This is a genomic window from Cytobacillus oceanisediminis (genome assembly GCF_007830235.1).
GTDB lineage: Bacteria > Bacillota > Bacilli > Bacillales > Cytobacillaceae > Cytobacillus > Cytobacillus oceanisediminis.
In genome coordinates this window covers 731,537-746,518 of sequence record NZ_VLKI01000001.1, presented here as the reverse complement: position 1 = coordinate 746,518, position 14,982 = coordinate 731,537, and the positions used below count along the sequence as shown (strand labels likewise).

General features: G+C 40.7%; 15 protein-coding genes and 1 pseudogene. 12 read left to right on the top strand and 4 right to left on the bottom strand.

Translation table 11 applies throughout. The features are described 5' to 3' along the window. The first annotated feature begins 43 nt into the window (after positions 1-43). The 6 genes and pseudogenes from wrbA (at position 44) to zupT (ending at position 6,211) form a co-directional block, all read left to right on the top strand. The gene (gene wrbA / locus IQ19_RS03665; RefSeq protein WP_144539911.1) at positions 44-655 is read left to right on the top strand and encodes an NAD(P)H:quinone oxidoreductase; all 612 of its coding nucleotides are present in this window, start codon (positions 44-46) and stop codon (positions 653-655) included. Between the two features lie 71 nt (positions 656-726). Next, a pseudogene (locus IQ19_RS03660) lies at positions 727-1,574 on the top strand (pirin family protein). A gap of 360 nt (positions 1,575-1,934) precedes the next feature. Continuing rightward, the gene (locus IQ19_RS03655; RefSeq protein ID WP_144539909.1) at positions 1,935-2,357 is read left to right on the top strand and encodes a DUF1801 domain-containing protein; all 423 of its coding nucleotides are present in this window, start codon (positions 1,935-1,937) and stop codon (positions 2,355-2,357) included. A 112-nt stretch (positions 2,358-2,469) separates the two neighbouring features. Further along, positions 2,470-4,290 (top strand): oligoendopeptidase F, encoded by a 1,821-nt coding sequence (gene pepF, locus IQ19_RS03650; protein ID WP_144539907.1) that lies wholly within the window; start codon positions 2,470-2,472, stop codon positions 4,288-4,290. Between the two features lie 337 nt (positions 4,291-4,627). Continuing rightward, on the top strand, positions 4,628-5,053 hold the full coding sequence (locus tag IQ19_RS03645) for a glycosyltransferase family protein (RefSeq protein ID WP_144539905.1): 426 nt from the start codon (positions 4,628-4,630) through the stop codon (positions 5,051-5,053). A gap of 348 nt (positions 5,054-5,401) precedes the next feature. Then, entirely contained in the window at positions 5,402-6,211 is an 810-nt protein-coding gene (gene zupT, locus IQ19_RS03640) for a zinc transporter ZupT (RefSeq protein WP_144539903.1), read from the top strand. 59 nt (positions 6,212-6,270) lie between these two features. Here the strand turns inward: zupT and IQ19_RS03635 are convergent, their stop codons facing one another. Further along, positions 6,271-7,131 carry a YitT family protein gene (locus IQ19_RS03635; RefSeq protein ID WP_144540097.1) on the bottom strand — a complete coding sequence of 287 codons (861 nt, stop codon included), beginning with the start codon at positions 7,129-7,131 and terminating at the stop codon, positions 6,271-6,273. 170 nt (positions 7,132-7,301) lie between these two features. Between IQ19_RS03635 and IQ19_RS03630 the strand changes: the two genes are divergently transcribed. After that, positions 7,302-7,793 (top strand): NUDIX domain-containing protein, encoded by a 492-nt coding sequence (locus IQ19_RS03630; RefSeq protein ID WP_144539901.1) that lies wholly within the window; start codon positions 7,302-7,304, stop codon positions 7,791-7,793. 34 nt (positions 7,794-7,827) lie between these two features. Next, the gene (locus IQ19_RS03625) at positions 7,828-8,181 is read left to right on the top strand and encodes a GNAT family N-acetyltransferase (protein WP_144539899.1); all 354 of its coding nucleotides are present in this window, start codon (positions 7,828-7,830) and stop codon (positions 8,179-8,181) included. Between the two features lie 107 nt (positions 8,182-8,288). Here the strand turns inward: IQ19_RS03625 and IQ19_RS03620 are convergent, their stop codons facing one another. Next, complete coding sequence (locus IQ19_RS03620; protein WP_144539897.1) at positions 8,289-9,308, bottom strand: DUF3231 family protein; 1,020 nt, start codon at positions 9,306-9,308, stop codon at positions 8,289-8,291. 409 nt (positions 9,309-9,717) lie between these two features. Here IQ19_RS03620 and IQ19_RS03615 point away from each other — a divergent pair, with 409 nt between their 5' ends. Further along, the gene (locus tag IQ19_RS03615; protein ID WP_144539895.1) at positions 9,718-10,125 is read left to right on the top strand and encodes an NUDIX hydrolase; all 408 of its coding nucleotides are present in this window, start codon (positions 9,718-9,720) and stop codon (positions 10,123-10,125) included. Positions 10,126-10,270: 145 nt separating this feature from the next. Here the strand turns inward: IQ19_RS03615 and madM are convergent, their stop codons facing one another. Then, positions 10,271-11,035, bottom strand: a complete 765-nt coding sequence (madM, locus tag IQ19_RS03610) for a malonate transporter subunit MadM (protein ID WP_199749364.1) — start codon at positions 11,033-11,035, stop codon at positions 10,271-10,273. Beyond that, entirely contained in the window at positions 11,016-11,429 is a 414-nt protein-coding gene (gene madL / locus IQ19_RS03605; protein ID WP_144539891.1) for a malonate transporter subunit MadL, read from the bottom strand. Before madL ends, madM begins: the two co-directional genes overlap by 20 nt. 279 nt (positions 11,430-11,708) lie before the next feature. Here madL and IQ19_RS03600 point away from each other — a divergent pair, with 279 nt between their 5' ends. Genes IQ19_RS03600 through mdcA form a run of 3 tightly spaced genes read left to right on the top strand, consistent with a single transcriptional unit; the run spans position 11,709 to position 14,979 of the window. Beyond that, positions 11,709-12,359 (top strand): GntR family transcriptional regulator, encoded by a 651-nt coding sequence (locus IQ19_RS03600; RefSeq protein ID WP_144539889.1) that lies wholly within the window; start codon positions 11,709-11,711, stop codon positions 12,357-12,359. Positions 12,360-12,371: 12 nt separating this feature from the next. After that, entirely contained in the window at positions 12,372-13,298 is a 927-nt protein-coding gene (gene mdcH / locus IQ19_RS03595; RefSeq protein ID WP_144539887.1) for a malonate decarboxylase subunit epsilon, read from the top strand. A 34-nt stretch (positions 13,299-13,332) separates the two neighbouring features. Further along, positions 13,333-14,979, top strand: coding sequence for a malonate decarboxylase subunit alpha (gene mdcA / locus IQ19_RS03590; protein ID WP_199749363.1), 1,647 nt, complete (start codon positions 13,333-13,335; stop codon positions 14,977-14,979). Positions 14,980-14,982: the final 3 nt, after the last annotated feature.

Here is a 14,982-nt window from a genome sequence, read left to right as displayed (position 1 = left end):
ATCAAGGTTATTTGGAAATTCAACTAAAAAGGAGACGGTAAATATGGCAAACGTAAAATTAGCAGTTATCTATTACAGCATGGGCGGCACTAATTATCAATTATCAAAATGGGCAGAAGAAGGTGCAAAGGAAGCGGGTGCAGAAGTTAAGGTATTAAAGGTGCCTGAATTGGCACCACAATCTGCAATCGAAGGCAATCCGGCATGGAAAGCCACTGTTGAGGCAACGAAAGACGTTCCTGAAGTAACAGGTGATGACCTCGAATGGGCTGATGCCATTATCTTCAGCGTTCCAACACGATTCGGCAACATGCCTTCCCAAATGAAGCAATTCCTTGATACAACTGGAGGTCTCTGGGCTCAAGGAAAGCTTGCCAATAAGGTGGTAAGTGCGATGACATCTGCTCAAAATCCGCATGGCGGTCAGGAAGCAACCATCCTTTCACTTTACACAACGATGTACCACTGGGGTGCTATTGTTGCGACACCAGGATATACAGATCCTGTTATTTTCGGAGCTGGCGGAAATCCTTACGGAACGAGCGTAACCGTTGACCAGGATGGAAAAATGATTGAAGATGTAGAGGCAGCAGTAAAGCACCAGGCAAAGCGTACAATAACTGTTGCGGAATGGGTTAAAAAAGGGAATCAGTAATGGATTTTAATTGGAGGAGCAATCGGTTGAAGCCGATTGCTCTTTTCACCATTTGAAGGGGAGAATTGAGGATGGAAAACAAGAACATTTTTAAACGCGAGATTACTGCAGTAAGGGATGTACATTTGCGTGAAATTACTCCCATCCATGCGGCTGGACCAGTCATTGAGCCGGGAAATTGGGAAAAGTATGATCCATTTTTGCTTCTTATGGAAGATAAGTTTCAAAAAGGTGCCTTTGATATCCACCCTCATCGTGGAATCGAAACCGTTACATATGTCATTGATGGAGCAATCGAGCATTTTGACAGCCATTCAGGTGAAGGGGGCGTTCTGGGGCCTGGTGATGTACAATGGATGACTGCTGGCAGCGGAGTGGTCCATAATGAAGTGCCATCAGAAGGTATAACAGCGCACTCCCTGCAGCTATGGATCAACCTTCCCCGAGAAAAGAAAATGACTGAGCCAAGGTATCAAAATCTTAAAGGCAATGAAGTTCCAGTCAGAGAAGAAGAGGGTGCTGCTATCCGTATTTTTTCCGGTTCATCAAAAGATGTTGTTTCCCCTACTTTAATCATGTGCCTGTAACGATGGTTGAGGCAAGGATGGAAGCAGGTACTTCAGTTTCACAGGACTTGCCCGACAGCTATAAGGGAATCATTTATATAATAGAAGGCAGCGGGTTTTTTGGGGAAAATGAAGTTCGCGCTTCCAAGGGACAGGTCCTGGAACTAGGTCATGGAGGGGATAATGAAGCAGGCGAAATTAATATTACAGCTGAAGAGCCATTGCGCTTTTTGCTGTATGCAGGCAAGCCTATAAAAGAGCCGGTTGTAGCACGCGGTCCGTTTGTCATGAATACAGAAGAAGAAATCCGAGTAGCTTATCAGGAATACATGCAGGGGACTTTCTTAAAATAGAGGAATCTAGAGAAGAGCAATCGAATTGGATTGCTCTTTTTGATGTTTTCGAATGGAATTTCTTTTAAAGTGGAAGAATTGTTGAGGAAACTACAGATTTTTATAAGTGGAACCGAATCTTTTTGAGTGAAATTCTTTGCTTATGTGCAACTTTTTAATTATATGAACCACTTTCGCCTATTTGCGAGTAACTTTTTATTTTTATGAACCAAATCTTAAGATTTATGTGCCACTTTTCCGATTTATCGTGCAACTCGTTGCTGCTGGGGCTTCTTAAAAAAGGCAGCCAAATAGAAAAAAGAAGGAATAAAAACTGATTTAGAGAAGTCTATATCATTTCAATATAAGGAGGACCTGAGAATGTACGAATTAAAAACAAAAGAGAATGATAACAGTGTCATTGAGTTTATAGAAAAGGTCGAAAGTCTGAAAAAGCGTGAGGATGCTTATAAACTGCTGGATATTTTTACGGAAACAACCGGGTATCAGGCTAAAATGTGGGGGCCAAGCATTATTGGGTTTGGATCCTACCATTACAAATATGGGACAGGCCATGAAGGCGATGCGCCGCTTGTAGGCTTCTCGCCGAGAAAAGCAAAAATCAGTTTATATTTTGCAACAGGTGATACGAAGCGTGAAGAACTGCTTAAGAAATTTGGAAAGCATACTTCTGGAAAGGCTTGTGTGTACATAAACAAAGTGGCGGATATCGATGTGGATGTTTTAAAGGAACTAATCCATCAATCGATTAAATTTTTGCGGGAGACATACCCGGAGAAATAGAGGCGGAGAGGCCTGGGAAAAAGGTTACTGCATTCATGTTGTGGTATAGCTAGTAATGGGAGCAATAAATGAAGACCAAATATAATAATGTATTTGAAATGGAGGTTCAGAGATGAAAAATAAAACAGCAGACAGAATGAAGCGGGAGGATGTCCCCAAAAATCAAAAGTGGGACCTGACCGCTCTTTTTGAAACCAAGGGTGAGTGGGAAAAAGAATTACAGGCCGTAAAAGAAGATCTTTCAAACGTAACAATGTACAAAGGCAGACTTCAGGAGAGCGCAAAAGTACTGCTGGATTGCCTGGAAGCAAAAGAAAAGCTGCTTGAGCGATTTAATTTAGTATCCATGTATGCGGATTTGCGTTTGTCCGTAGACAATACAGAGACTGAGAGACAGAAAGACTCAGCAAAAGCGTCGGAGGCACGGTCTGAACTGAATGCAGTACTATCGTTTGTGGAAAATGAAATTATAGCCCTGCCTGAAGAGAAGGTTAAAAAGTTTAAAGAGGAAGAACAGGGGCTGCAGCTTTTTGAAAAGTATTTCGCTGATTTGCATGAAAGGAAGCCCCATGCACTAGGCGAGGAAACAGAAGAGGTTTTGGCAGCCCTAGGCTCACTATTCAGTGCACCGTACAACATTTACAACCGTGGAAAGCTGTCTGATATGCAGTTTGATTCATTTACAGATGAAGAAGGAAACGAATGGCCGCTTTCTTTTGCTCTGTATGCAGGAAAGTACAGCTCATCTCCTTCCACCGAGGTTCGCAGAAATGCCTATGATTCTTTCAATAAAACATTAAACCAGTATAAGCATACTTTTGCGGCAGCTTATGCAGCGAATGTAAATCATGAAGTGACAACGGCGCGTTTGCGAAGCTATGATTCTGTTACGGACATGCTGCTTCAGCCCCAGCAGGTCACGAAGGAAATGTACCATAACCAGCTGGATGTCATTCAGGAAGAATTGGCGCCGCACATGCGAAAATATGCGAATCTGAAGAAACGTGTTCTGGGATTGGACAAGATGGCTTTTGCTGATATTAAAGCACCGCTTGATCCAGACTTTAAGATTGAAACAAGCTACGAGGAAGCTTCAGAAACAGTGAAGGAAGCCTTGGAAATTATGGGTCCAGAATATATGGATATGATTAATACAGCTTTAACGGAAAGATGGGTTGATTATGCAGATAATATCGGGAAATCAACAGGCGCATTCTGTTCCAGCCCATACGGAGCCCACCCATATGTACTGATGACTTGGCCGGATACAATGCGCGGGGCCTATACGCTTGCACATGAACTGGGTCATGCGGGACATTTTTACCTTGCAGGAAAAAATCAGAGAATGGTGAATACAAGGCCATCAAGATATTTTATTGAGGCACCATCCACCATGAACGAGATGCTGCTCAGCAACCATCTCCTCTCCAAAACGAATGATAATCGGACAAAGCGCTGGGTCATTCTCCAGCAGCTGGGTACGTATTATCATAACTTTGTCACTCATTTGCTGGAAGGAGAGCTGCAGAGGAGAGTTTACAAATTAGCCGAGGACGGTGAACCATTAACAGCAAGTGTGCTGTCTGAGCAAAAAGTAGATGTTCTCAAGAAGTTCTGGGGTGACACGGTTGAAATCGATGAAGGAGCCAGCCTAACTTGGATGCATCAGCCTCATTATTATATGGGACTGTATCCGTATACCTATTCAGCTGGTCTAACCGTGTCTACGATCGTATCCAAACAAATGATAGAGGAAGGCAAGCCCGCAGTCGAAAGCTGGCTGAATGTATTAAGAGCCGGCGGAACTCTCAAGCCTCTTGAATTGATTAAAAAAGCAGGCGTTGATATGTCCAAACCTGATCCTATCCGGGAGGCAGTTGATCATGTCGGCAGCCTGATTGATGAGCTTGAGGGTAGCTATAGTGGACAATAAAAGGGATGTTAAAGAAAAAGTTAGAAAGAGAGAACATTACCAATTTCTAATATTAAGGCTGTGTTAAATGTAAAATTTCTATATTGATTTTCCCCTGTAGCAGACAGACTAAAGGAACAAGTTATGATGTTTCTGCAAGTCAATCTGACAGGGGATTTTTTGTTCCAGATCATATGAGATAGCATTAATTTACAGTTACTCCCCCTCAAAAATAATATATTTTGTATTTATATATTAGTATTTAAAGGTGATTATATGCAGCCAAGCATGACTTATGTATAACCAAAAATAATACGCAGGAAAAATAAACTTTAATATATCAATTAATAAGAAATTTGTGTTCAGCCATCTTATTTCGTTGGTTTGGCTTGCTTTTTCCATTTATCTTTCATTGCACTTGCTGGAGGATTTTATTTCTCTGCCCTTAGCGATAATCATGATCGGAGGTATCGCTTATGCACCGGGTTATATGAATGCTTTTCTCGTTATGAGCCTTCTTTTGGACAGGCAGCCTTCTTTAAAAAACCAGCAGCCTAATGATGATGTAACCTTGCTTGTGGCAGCATTTAATGGAGAAGAATCCATTTTTCAAACCTTGAGTTATGTGGCAGACCAGGATTATGGGGGTAAGATAAACGTTATAGGTATAGATAATAATTCATCAGATCGTACATATGAACAGCTGATAAAAGCGCAAACAGAATTGCCCCTGGACATTAATTTTTTTAAAGAGCTCTTCAAATTAAAGCGTGGTTGGAAATAAGCTTTTAAAATGAAACCAGCTGTTTGCCTCAGCGGAGTTTTTTTTGTGAAATTGCTTTTGTGAAATTTGTTTTTACTTTATTTTTAAAGGTAATTTATCTTTTAAAATAATGCACACTTACTAAAGATATTCTTATAATGTTTAAGGGAAATGATAAAAAATTTATTTGCAGACTTCTATACAAAAAATCTTTTCATTGCATTTAGTTTGCCTTGGAGATAAAATGTTTACCAAAGGAAACTTTTTAAGGTAATCGCATATACTTTATAAAAATGGATATATATTTTTTTAACACAAAAGTTGCCCTAGAGAAACTTTTTTGGCAACAGTGAAAAAGGAGAGAAGAAAATGTCGCAGGAAGTCTTATTTGCGTTTAGTTTAACGTTGTTCGCCGGTTTAGCGACAGGGATTGGCAGTTTAATGGCGTTTTTTACTTCTAGAACAAATACAAAGTTTTTATCTTTAGCACTCGGCTTTTCTGCAGGAGTCATGATTTATGTATCCATGATTGAAATTTTTGTTAAAGCGAAGGATGCACTGGTAGGGGCAATGGGTGTAGTAAGCGGGAACTGGGCAACAGTGGGCGGCTTCTTTGGCGGAATGATCCTAATCGCATTAATAGATAGATTTATTCCAAAACAAGATAATCCGCATGAAGTGAGAACAGTAGAGGAGATGAATGACCCTAGCAAGGTTGCTGAGCATCAAGGGCTGTTAAAAATGGGTACCTTTGCAGCATTGGCCATTGGCATCCATAACTTCCCGGAAGGTATTGCGACTTTTACATCAGCACTTCAGGATCCGGGTCTGGGGATTGCCATTGCAGCAGCAATTGCCATTCACAACATTCCAGAGGGGATTGCTGTGTCGGTACCAGTTTATTATGCAACAGGAAGCAAAAAGAAAGCTTTTAAGCTATCATTCTTATCCGGGCTCTCTGAGCCGATTGGGGCGTTGGTGGCTTATCTGATTCTTATGCCTTACTTAAACGATATTATGTTTGGCGTCATTTTTGCCGCGGTAGCAGGCATCATGGTGTTTATCTCTCTTGATGAATTATTGCCGGCTGCGAAGAAATATGATGAAGCCCATACGTCCATTTACGGTCTCGTCGCCGGGATGGCGGTTATGGCACTAAGTTTGCTGCTGTTTATTTAACAAAAAAGGCAGTCCCTCATTCTAGTGAGAGACTGCCTTTTTTTTTACTTATGATCGGATTAATGTGAGGGCCCTTTATCAAAATTGCTTCCGCTAACATCTGCAATATTCTCAATAGCCACTAAGGCATTTGGATCGATGTCTTCCACAATCGAGCGCAATGTAGATAATTCAATTCGGGTCACAATCGTATAAATTATTTTCTTTGGCTCGCCTGTAAAAACACCCTGGCCTTGAATATAGGTCATTCCGCGGCCTAATTGTTTAATAAGTGCATCAGATATCTCTTCGGGAACATCGGAAATAATTGTAACCGACTTTAACTCTTCCAAACCTTCGACGACAATATCAATCATCTTATAAGCGATATAATAAGTGATAATCGAGTACATAGCTGTTTCCCAGCTGAAAACCAGGAATGCAGCCAGTATGAAGATGAATACATTGATAATCATGATAAATTGGCCTACTGATACAGGACGCTTCTTGCTGACGAGGATAGCGATAATCTCTGTTCCATCCAATGAACCGCCAGTTCTAATTACGAGGCCTACACCTGTTCCGAGGATAACTGCTCCAATAATCGTCGCTAAAAATAAGTCATCTGTTACCGGTTCAAAATGATGCAAATAAGCTGTACTTGCAGATAGAACGATAACCCCATATAAAGTATGTATGGTAAACTTGGTCCCGATTTTTCTATAGCCAATATAAAGGAATGGCAAATTCAATATAATCAGGAATAAACTCATGGTCATCCCGGTTAACTCGGCAGCAATGATTGAAAGGCCGATCACACCGCCATCCAGAATATTATTGGGAACCAGGAAAAACTCAAGCCCCGCTGCTGCGATTATGGCTCCAATCGTAATCATGACTATCTGTCTTACTTCTTTTAAAACACGCTTTTTCTTCGTCATTGCCAATAGGATCAAGCCTTTCTTTTTGCAAAATACTTTAGTATTATATCATTTTTCCAGAAAAATCTTTAAGACAAAGCATTGCGGACAAAATTTTGCACCTGGAGAGGTATTAAGAACATATCAGAATGTGATTAAGTGGAAAATTATTCAGAAATGGGGAGAAACAAATGACTTCAACCTATGTAAATTGGGGTCAAGCAAAAGTCAAACTAACTTGGCGGGAGGCAATACAGCTACCAGAGTATGATTTAATTACTAGCGTACATGGGCTTTGTTTTTATAAAGGCAAACTTTTGTTAGTAAATTTAAATCACCGCGGCTGGGATATTCCCGGTGGACATATTGAACAGGATGAAACCCCGGAACAATGCTTTAAACGTGAAGCAATGGAAGAAGGCTATGTGGAAGGGGAATGTGTGCTTTTGGGACATGTTATCGTTGATCATAGTGAGAACTCACAATGGGATGAAAGCAGTCCTTATCCCAAGTTAGGGTATCAGGTATATTACCGAATGAATATTAAGAATATGCATGACTTTGAAGGAAAGTTTGAATCTGCGGAAAGAATATTGATTGATCCAATAAGAGTATCAGATTATTTCAAGGGATGGCATGAGGTGCTGGCGCTGGTGGTGAAATGTGCTTTGAAAGAAGGATAGTAGAATACTTTTTTTAAAAAAGGATGGTCGATAGATGAAATCAGTGAACTTTAATGTGCCCAAATTAGAAACAGATCGCCTTATGCTCAGAAAGCTCAATTTGGGGGACATTGAGGATATGCATACATACACATCATCCATTGAAGTAACTAAATATGTTCCATTCCCAAATCATAAAAGCTTAGCAGACACCGAAGCTTTTATCCATTATGTAATGGAGCAATACGAAAATAATAAAACAGTGCCATGGGAGATAGAGCTCAAAGAGAGCGGTAAACTTATTGGCACAATCGAGTATGTCTCCTGGGAACCGGCACATCATATTGAAGGAAGAATATTAAAAAGGGTTGCGGAAAAACAAAAAAGAGCCTTTATGCTCTTTTGTTAATTCTTTTCTGTGTTAAAGCTTTGTTGTTGATTGGTTCGCTGAGTCCCTGGAGCGGAAACCGCATGTAAGTTTTACAGAGCCTAATTCTTAGAACCGAACTGTTACCTTCAGGAGCCTTTTTTACTGCTGGCCAGTTTTTTGCGGTCTTTCGTGCCAGGAGGCTTCTCCATCCAATGGTGTTTGATCATGATATCAGCCCCGGTTTTGGCGTACTTGGCAATTTCAATGGATAAACGCTCATAATTCATGGCTAAATCACTTCGCTGGCTCGCTGCAGCTGCTGTTGCATAATTCCCGGTTCCTGCCGCGCTAATTAAACTAATATGAAACATTACCAATTTATCTGAGAAGGTCTTTGTTACCGAATTGCTTACACTGACATCAGGCAAACGAGGGGTAGGAATATCATTTTGCAGCAAAATATCTGTAAAAATTTTAATATGCTTATTTGCTATTTCAGCTCCCCTAAGCATAAAATCTGAAACCTCTTTAGAAGGGGAGGTCTGGGCAAAACTGAGGCTTAAATTCACACCCATCGCGTTGGTCATAACATTCATGTATAAATGGGAAATCTCAATTGCATTTAAGGGCCTTTTATTCACCAGCGGATTCAATCCGCTTAAATAATTCTTGCTATCTATATACTCAGTTACATTAGGTGTTTCAATAGATGGATGTCTCGCAAGGAGTCCTTTTTTAAGTGCAATCCTATTGGATTTATTATAGAGAACGGAGGTATCATACAACCCTTTTGTATAGTAATCGCAGATGTCTTCCCTGGAACTCATGGATAGAAAGCCCCCATACGAAATCAACCCTGTCCTTGCCATATGATTTACATAGGTTAAACAGAAGATATCAGAGAAAAGCCAGGGTGCTCCCATATTGACGTCATTGTCTGAAAAACCATCAGGAAGGGCAAGCTCGTCCTGTTTATAAAACTTCACCAGCTTCTTCAAATGGCCGGATGCCAAATCATACGCATATTGGACCACTCCTTTTATTTCCTTATCTTCCAGATGCTTAAGCATAAATCCTAAAACGCACTTTGCCATGCTGTCATTCATATATGATGTCCAAAGGGAAGCAATTTCAGCAGCCGTTAAACGTGTCTTGTTCTGATGCATTCCTAAGCCTCCTGAAAAGCGGTTTGGTATGTATAAATTATATCTTTTTCCTTTTGTTGGGTTATTATTCCTAAAAGGTCATTGTGTTGAAGGGTCAAGAGGATATGGGATTATATGTAAAATACTTGGAAGAAAGGTAAATGGGTATTGTTAGTTAAAAGCTTGAAAATCTGTTCAATACAGTAAGAGATGCATAAATTTGAAAAGTGGTGCAAAGAAGTCAAAAGTGGTTCATAAATGAAAAAAGTTGCACGTAAAAATCCCAAAGTGGCTCATAAAATAAAAAAGTGTACACAAAAGTCCCAAAGTGGTTCTTAAAATCCGAAAGTGACGCATATATGCAAAATATCGGTAAAATTCATCCATTAAAGCGATCAAAATAAAATTTTTATGAAAGCAGGTTGATAAAATGAACCCGCCAAAACATATTGTTTCAGCAGCTGCCATTGTCTTAAATGAAAATAATGAAATTTTGCTGATCAAAGGTCCGCGAAGAGGATGGGAAATGCCAGGCGGACAGGTTGAAGAGGGAGAGTCTCTAAAAAATGCAGCAATCAGAGAGACGAAGGAAGAGTCAGGCATCGAGATAGAAATTACCAAATTCTGCGGTGTTTTCCAAAATGTCAGTGACTGCATATGCAATACTTTATTTCTGGGGAAACCGGTTGGGGGAAAATTGACAACCAGTTTAGAGAGTCTGGAAGTTGGTTTTTTTCCTATTGAGGATGCCATGGAAATGGTTACTTGGAAGAATTTCAGGCAGAGGATTGACTATTGTTTGAATGAGGAGTTTCAGCCTTTTTATGTTGATTTTTGATACGTTTAGAACAACAAAAGAATAATCATATAATTTGTGAAGTTTTAGTCCAGTTCCTGATTAATATCTTATAAATAATATGTAAATAGTATAAAAAAAGCGGCAAAAGCCGCTTTTTTTATAATCAAATTAATAGACAAATAGTTTATCCGAAAACAGCTTTTGTCATTAAAAAAAGAACAGAAGGTGCTAGAAGGCAACCTAGTCCAGTGTAAAAAGTTGCAGTAACAGCTCCATATGGAACTAGTTTTGGATCAGTTGCAGCCAATCCGCCGGCTACTCCGCTAGTTGTTCCCATTAGTCCTCCATATACCATGGCAGTACGAGGGTTATTTAATCCAATGTATTTTGCAATAAAAGGAGTTCCGATCATTGTAAGAATGGACTTCACTAAACCAGCAGCAATACTTAGGGTTATGACCTCTGAACTAGCACCTAAAGCTGTTCCTGTTACAGGGCCAACTATGTATGTGGCTGTCCCAGCACCAATGGTTGTTAGGCTAACCGCGTCTGTATAGCCAAAGGCCAAAGCAATTACAACACCTACAACAAAGGAGAGTATTACTCCCAAGAAGAGGGAAACTACACCGTTAACTCCAGCTTTTTTTATTTCACTGAAATTGGCTCCAAAGGCGGTAGCCACAATGGCAAAGTCACGGAGCATTCCTCCACCCATCAAACCGATACCTGCAAAGATGCCGATGTCTGATAAGCCTTTTTCCCCTCCTGTTACCACTCCGCCAATATATGCAAGCACCAGTCCAAGAGCAATTGCTATTGCGGATCCATGGATTCGGCCCTTTGTTAATTTGTCAGAGAGAAAATAAGAGAGAAACATTGTAATTCCTACAACTGTAAAGGCGACAATAAGACCGTTGTCTATAAGTGCATTACCTAATATTTCTAACACGCTGGTCACCTCCAGGGATTTCACTTTCAAGTGTTTCATTAACATTGCCGCCCCTGCTTAAAAGAGGAACAAATGCCCAGCTTATAAAGACTGCTGCGACCCCGGCAGTAAGGGCTAGAGGCCCTCCATCCAAAGCAGCTACAACATTTTGCTGAGCTGACATTGCTATAACAATAGGAATATACATGGCACTCCAAAAGGATAATCCTTCCTGGGTTTGATTATTCAATTTATCCTTTTTCTTAAGGTATTCCACGAGCAGAATTAGCATCAGCATAGCAATACCTACACCGCCAACATTTGCGTCGATCCCCAGAATAGTACCAAGGAAATCTCCCAAAAAAACACCCGATAACAAGCAGAAGGATAGTAAAGCAACACCATAAATGACCATTTAATCTCTCCTTTAAATTTTTTGCTAAGGGCAAAGGGACAGAACTATAACTTTTGTTAAACTGTCTGGACAAAGGTGTAGGATAAAACAATTAAAAGAAAGCGTTTGCAATTTTAGAATCTACAGTCGACTGTATTCCTAGAACTCATAATAAAACGGAAGAAAAGGAAAAGTCAATAAATTTTTATAATTTTCTTAAAATATTGAATTATTGAAAATAAGGCGTTATAATAGAATCGACAGTCGACCAAACTATTTTCTGCTGAAGGGGACAGTGTCATGAAATCGGATAAAATTAATCAGAATGCCTTATCAAATCATATAGCTGAACACATCACTGAACAAATTATCAAAGGGGAGTTAGTACCTGGAGAAAAATTAATAGAACATATTTATGCTGAGGAGTATGGAACAAGCCGTGCACCAGTGAGAGAGGCAATTTACTTACTCTCGATTGAAGGACTTGTTGAAAGGATTCCCCGAAAAGGAGCAATAGTCAAAGATTATACAGAAAATGAAATTTACGATCTTCTTGAGATTCGAATGATGCTAGAGTCTATGGCAATGGATAGAATCAACAGGAATGGGATTGATGAACAGGGACTGCAAAACATGTCAGTACTTTTAGACAATATGAAGAATGTTTCTGATATTCATCAATACACACAATTGAATCATTCATTTCATACGACCCTTATAGAAATGAGCAAAAGTGAAACAATTAAGACCATGTATTCCCGTCTGGGGTGGCCGCTCCTAAGGATTCAAAGTCTTTCCTTCGCACACCAGGGGAACATTGAAAAATCTGTTCATGAACATGAAATGTTAATCAATCTTTTCAAAGAAGAAAAAATAGCAGAGGCTACAGTGCTTCTGACAAGACATAATCAGGACGTAATAGCCAGCATGAAACGAAAGCTGGGTAAGTAGGAGGGGGAGCAGATGAAACTTGCATTCTTATTTCCCGGCCAAGGTTCACAAAAAGTAAGCATGCTTCACAGCTTACCTGACCATTCTGCTGTTGGTGAAGTTTTACAAGAAGCAAGTGATGTAATTGGTGAAAATATTTATAATCTCGATACTGCTGAGGCATTGACTTCCACTGTATCAGTTCAATTGTCTTTGCTTATTGCGTCAGTGGCTGTATCAAAAGCATTCGAAGCAGAAGGGGTGCGGCCGGATTTTGTGGCAGGCCATTCAGTCGGTGCCTTTGGCGCTGCAGTTACTTGCGGGGCGATGGATTTTGCCGATGCTTTGAAGATTGTAAAACTTAGAGGTGTACTGATGGAACAGGCTTTTCCATCGGGTTATGGGATGGGGGTGATTTCAGGTTTAGATGCAAAGTCGGTATGTGATATGGTTGAAGCAATATTTTCAGAAGAGAACCCGGTATATTCCTCCAATATTAATGCAGCCGATCAAATCACAATTTCTGGTTCCATTCCAGGTATCAATAAGGTTCTCGATCAAGCGAGTCAAGGTGGTGCAAGGACAGCTGAGCTTCTTAACGTAAGTGTGCCATCACATTGTCCATTGCTAAATTCTGTTGGTGATTCCTTATATGACAAGCTTGCACATATCAATATTCGTTCTCCGGTTGTTCTCTATGCCTCAAATAGAAAAGCCAGGTTAATAAGGAATTCGGAGCAAATTAGGGAGGATCTCGCTTTTAATGTTTCCCATCCAGTCCGTTGGTATGAAATCAGCTCTTTGCTTTGTGAGTATGGCACAAGACTTCTAATAGAAATGCCTTCAGGGAATGTTCTAACCAATTTAAATAAAAAAACGCTGCCTGGTGCCCGCTCTGTCTCAGTGGATGAAAACGGTTTTGAAAATTGCTTCTTCTTGGCAAAGAGATTTTGTTCTTAAATAAAAATTTGATATTAGAGAGGGGATCTATATAATGCAGGCTGCTAAACAACGTTCTTGGAATAGACGTCTTGAAGCCAAGCAAAAAAGAATAGAGAAAATGAAGGGAATCACCAGCAACAGAATTATACCCACACACCAAATCGTCGAGGCTTTAGAAACGCTGATTATGCCAGGGGATCGGGTGGTTCTGGAAGGCAACAATCAAAAGCAGGCCTCTTTCCTTTCAGCCGCTCTTGCCCAGGCCGACCCTAAAAAATTATTCAATTTGCACATGATCATGTCCAGCATTTCCCGTCCTGAACACTTGGATTTATTTGAGAACGGTATCGCTGACAAAGTGGACTTTTCTTATGCTGGCCCCCAAAGTCTGCGAATGGCGCAAATGCTTGAAGATGGCAAGCTGGCAATGGGTGAGATTCATACATATGTGGAGTTATATGGCAGGCTATTTATTGACTTGATTCCTTCAGTGGCTTTAGTGGCTGCAGATAAAGCCGATTCAGCAGGCAACTTATATACAGGGCCAAACACGGAAGAAACTCCGACCCTTGTTGAAGCAGCAGGTTTTAGCAGCGGCATTGTTATTGCCCAGGTCAATGAATTGGTTGATGAATTGCCCCGTGTTGATATACCAGGTTCTTGGATTGATTTTGTAGTTGTTGCCGATCAGCCTTATCAGCTGGAGCCGCTTTTCACCCGTGATCCGCGGCATATTACAGATATTCAGATTCTGCAGGCAATGATGGTCATACGTGGAATATATGGAAAACACGGAGTTAAATCTCTGAACCATGGTATAGGCTATAATACTGCGGCGATTGAACTTCTTCTCCCAACTTACGGTGAATCCTTAGGGCTGAAAGGGAAAATATGCAAGCATTGGGCTTTGAATCCCCATCCGACCCTTATCCCAGCTATTGAAAGCGGTTGGGTAGAGAGTGTCCATTGTTTTGGCGGAGAAGTAGGAATGGAAAAATACGTCGCTGCCCGGCGTGATATATTTTTTACAGGCCATGATGGCAGTTTGCGTTCAAACCGGACACTTTGCCAGCTTGCTGGCCAATATGCTGTCGATTTATTTGTGGGGTCAAGTCTGCAAATTGACGAAGCTGGGAATTCTTCAACCGTAACGAGGGGACGCCTTGCGGGCTTTGGAGGAGCACCGAACATGGGACATGATCCAGGAGGAAGGCGCCATTCCTCTCAAGCATGGTTAGACATGATGACAGACACAAACCCGCTTGCACGCGGAAGAAAATTGGTTGTTCAGGTAGTTGAAACATTCCAAAACGGAAATAAACCAGTTTTTGTTGAATCGCTGGATGCTGTGGGTGCCAAAAAGGATATAGGGCTTGAAACAGCACCTGTTATGATTTATGGAAATGATGTGACACATATAGTCACTGAGGAGGGCATTGCCTATCTATATAAAACGGACAGCATGGAAGAACGGAGGCAGGCAATCGCAGCAATTGCCGGTGTAACACCAATAGGCCTGAAACATGATGTTAAGAAGACTGAAAAATTGAGAAGAGAAGGGTTAATTGCTCTTCCGGAAGATCTCGAAATTAGAAGAACGGATGCAAAAAGGTCACTGCTGGCTGCCAAAAATGTTGAAGAGCTCGTGGAATGGTCGGAAGGTTTGTATGAACCGCCGGCTAAATTCAGAAGCTGGTAAAAG

What these genes read in the sequence shown, in the direction of transcription:
- wrbA (WP_144539911.1), top strand. Translation starts at nt 44, where the DNA reads ATGGCAAACGTAAAATTAGCAGTTATCTATTACAGCATGGGCGGCACT.
- IQ19_RS03655 (WP_144539909.1), top strand. Translation starts at nt 1,935, where the DNA reads ATGTACGAATTAAAAACAAAAGAGAATGATAACAGTGTCATTGAGTTT.
- pepF (WP_144539907.1), top strand. Translation starts at nt 2,470, where the DNA reads ATGAAAAATAAAACAGCAGACAGAATGAAGCGGGAGGATGTCCCCAAA.
- zupT (WP_144539903.1), top strand. Translation starts at nt 5,402, where the DNA reads ATGTCGCAGGAAGTCTTATTTGCGTTTAGTTTAACGTTGTTCGCCGGT.
- IQ19_RS03635 (WP_144540097.1), bottom strand. Translation starts at nt 7,131, where the DNA reads ATGACGAAGAAAAAGCGTGTTTTAAAAGAAGTAAGACAGATAGTCATG.
- IQ19_RS03630 (WP_144539901.1), top strand. Translation starts at nt 7,302, where the DNA reads ATGACTTCAACCTATGTAAATTGGGGTCAAGCAAAAGTCAAACTAACT.
- IQ19_RS03625 (WP_144539899.1), top strand. Translation starts at nt 7,828, where the DNA reads ATGAAATCAGTGAACTTTAATGTGCCCAAATTAGAAACAGATCGCCTT.
- IQ19_RS03620 (WP_144539897.1), bottom strand. Translation starts at nt 9,308, where the DNA reads ATGCATCAGAACAAGACACGTTTAACGGCTGCTGAAATTGCTTCCCTT.
- IQ19_RS03615 (WP_144539895.1), top strand. Translation starts at nt 9,718, where the DNA reads ATGAACCCGCCAAAACATATTGTTTCAGCAGCTGCCATTGTCTTAAAT.
- madL (WP_144539891.1), bottom strand. Translation starts at nt 11,429, where the DNA reads ATGGTCATTTATGGTGTTGCTTTACTATCCTTCTGCTTGTTATCGGGT.
- IQ19_RS03600 (WP_144539889.1), top strand. Translation starts at nt 11,709, where the DNA reads ATGAAATCGGATAAAATTAATCAGAATGCCTTATCAAATCATATAGCT.
- mdcH (WP_144539887.1), top strand. Translation starts at nt 12,372, where the DNA reads ATGAAACTTGCATTCTTATTTCCCGGCCAAGGTTCACAAAAAGTAAGC.
- mdcA (WP_199749363.1), top strand. Translation starts at nt 13,333, where the DNA reads ATGCAGGCTGCTAAACAACGTTCTTGGAATAGACGTCTTGAAGCCAAG.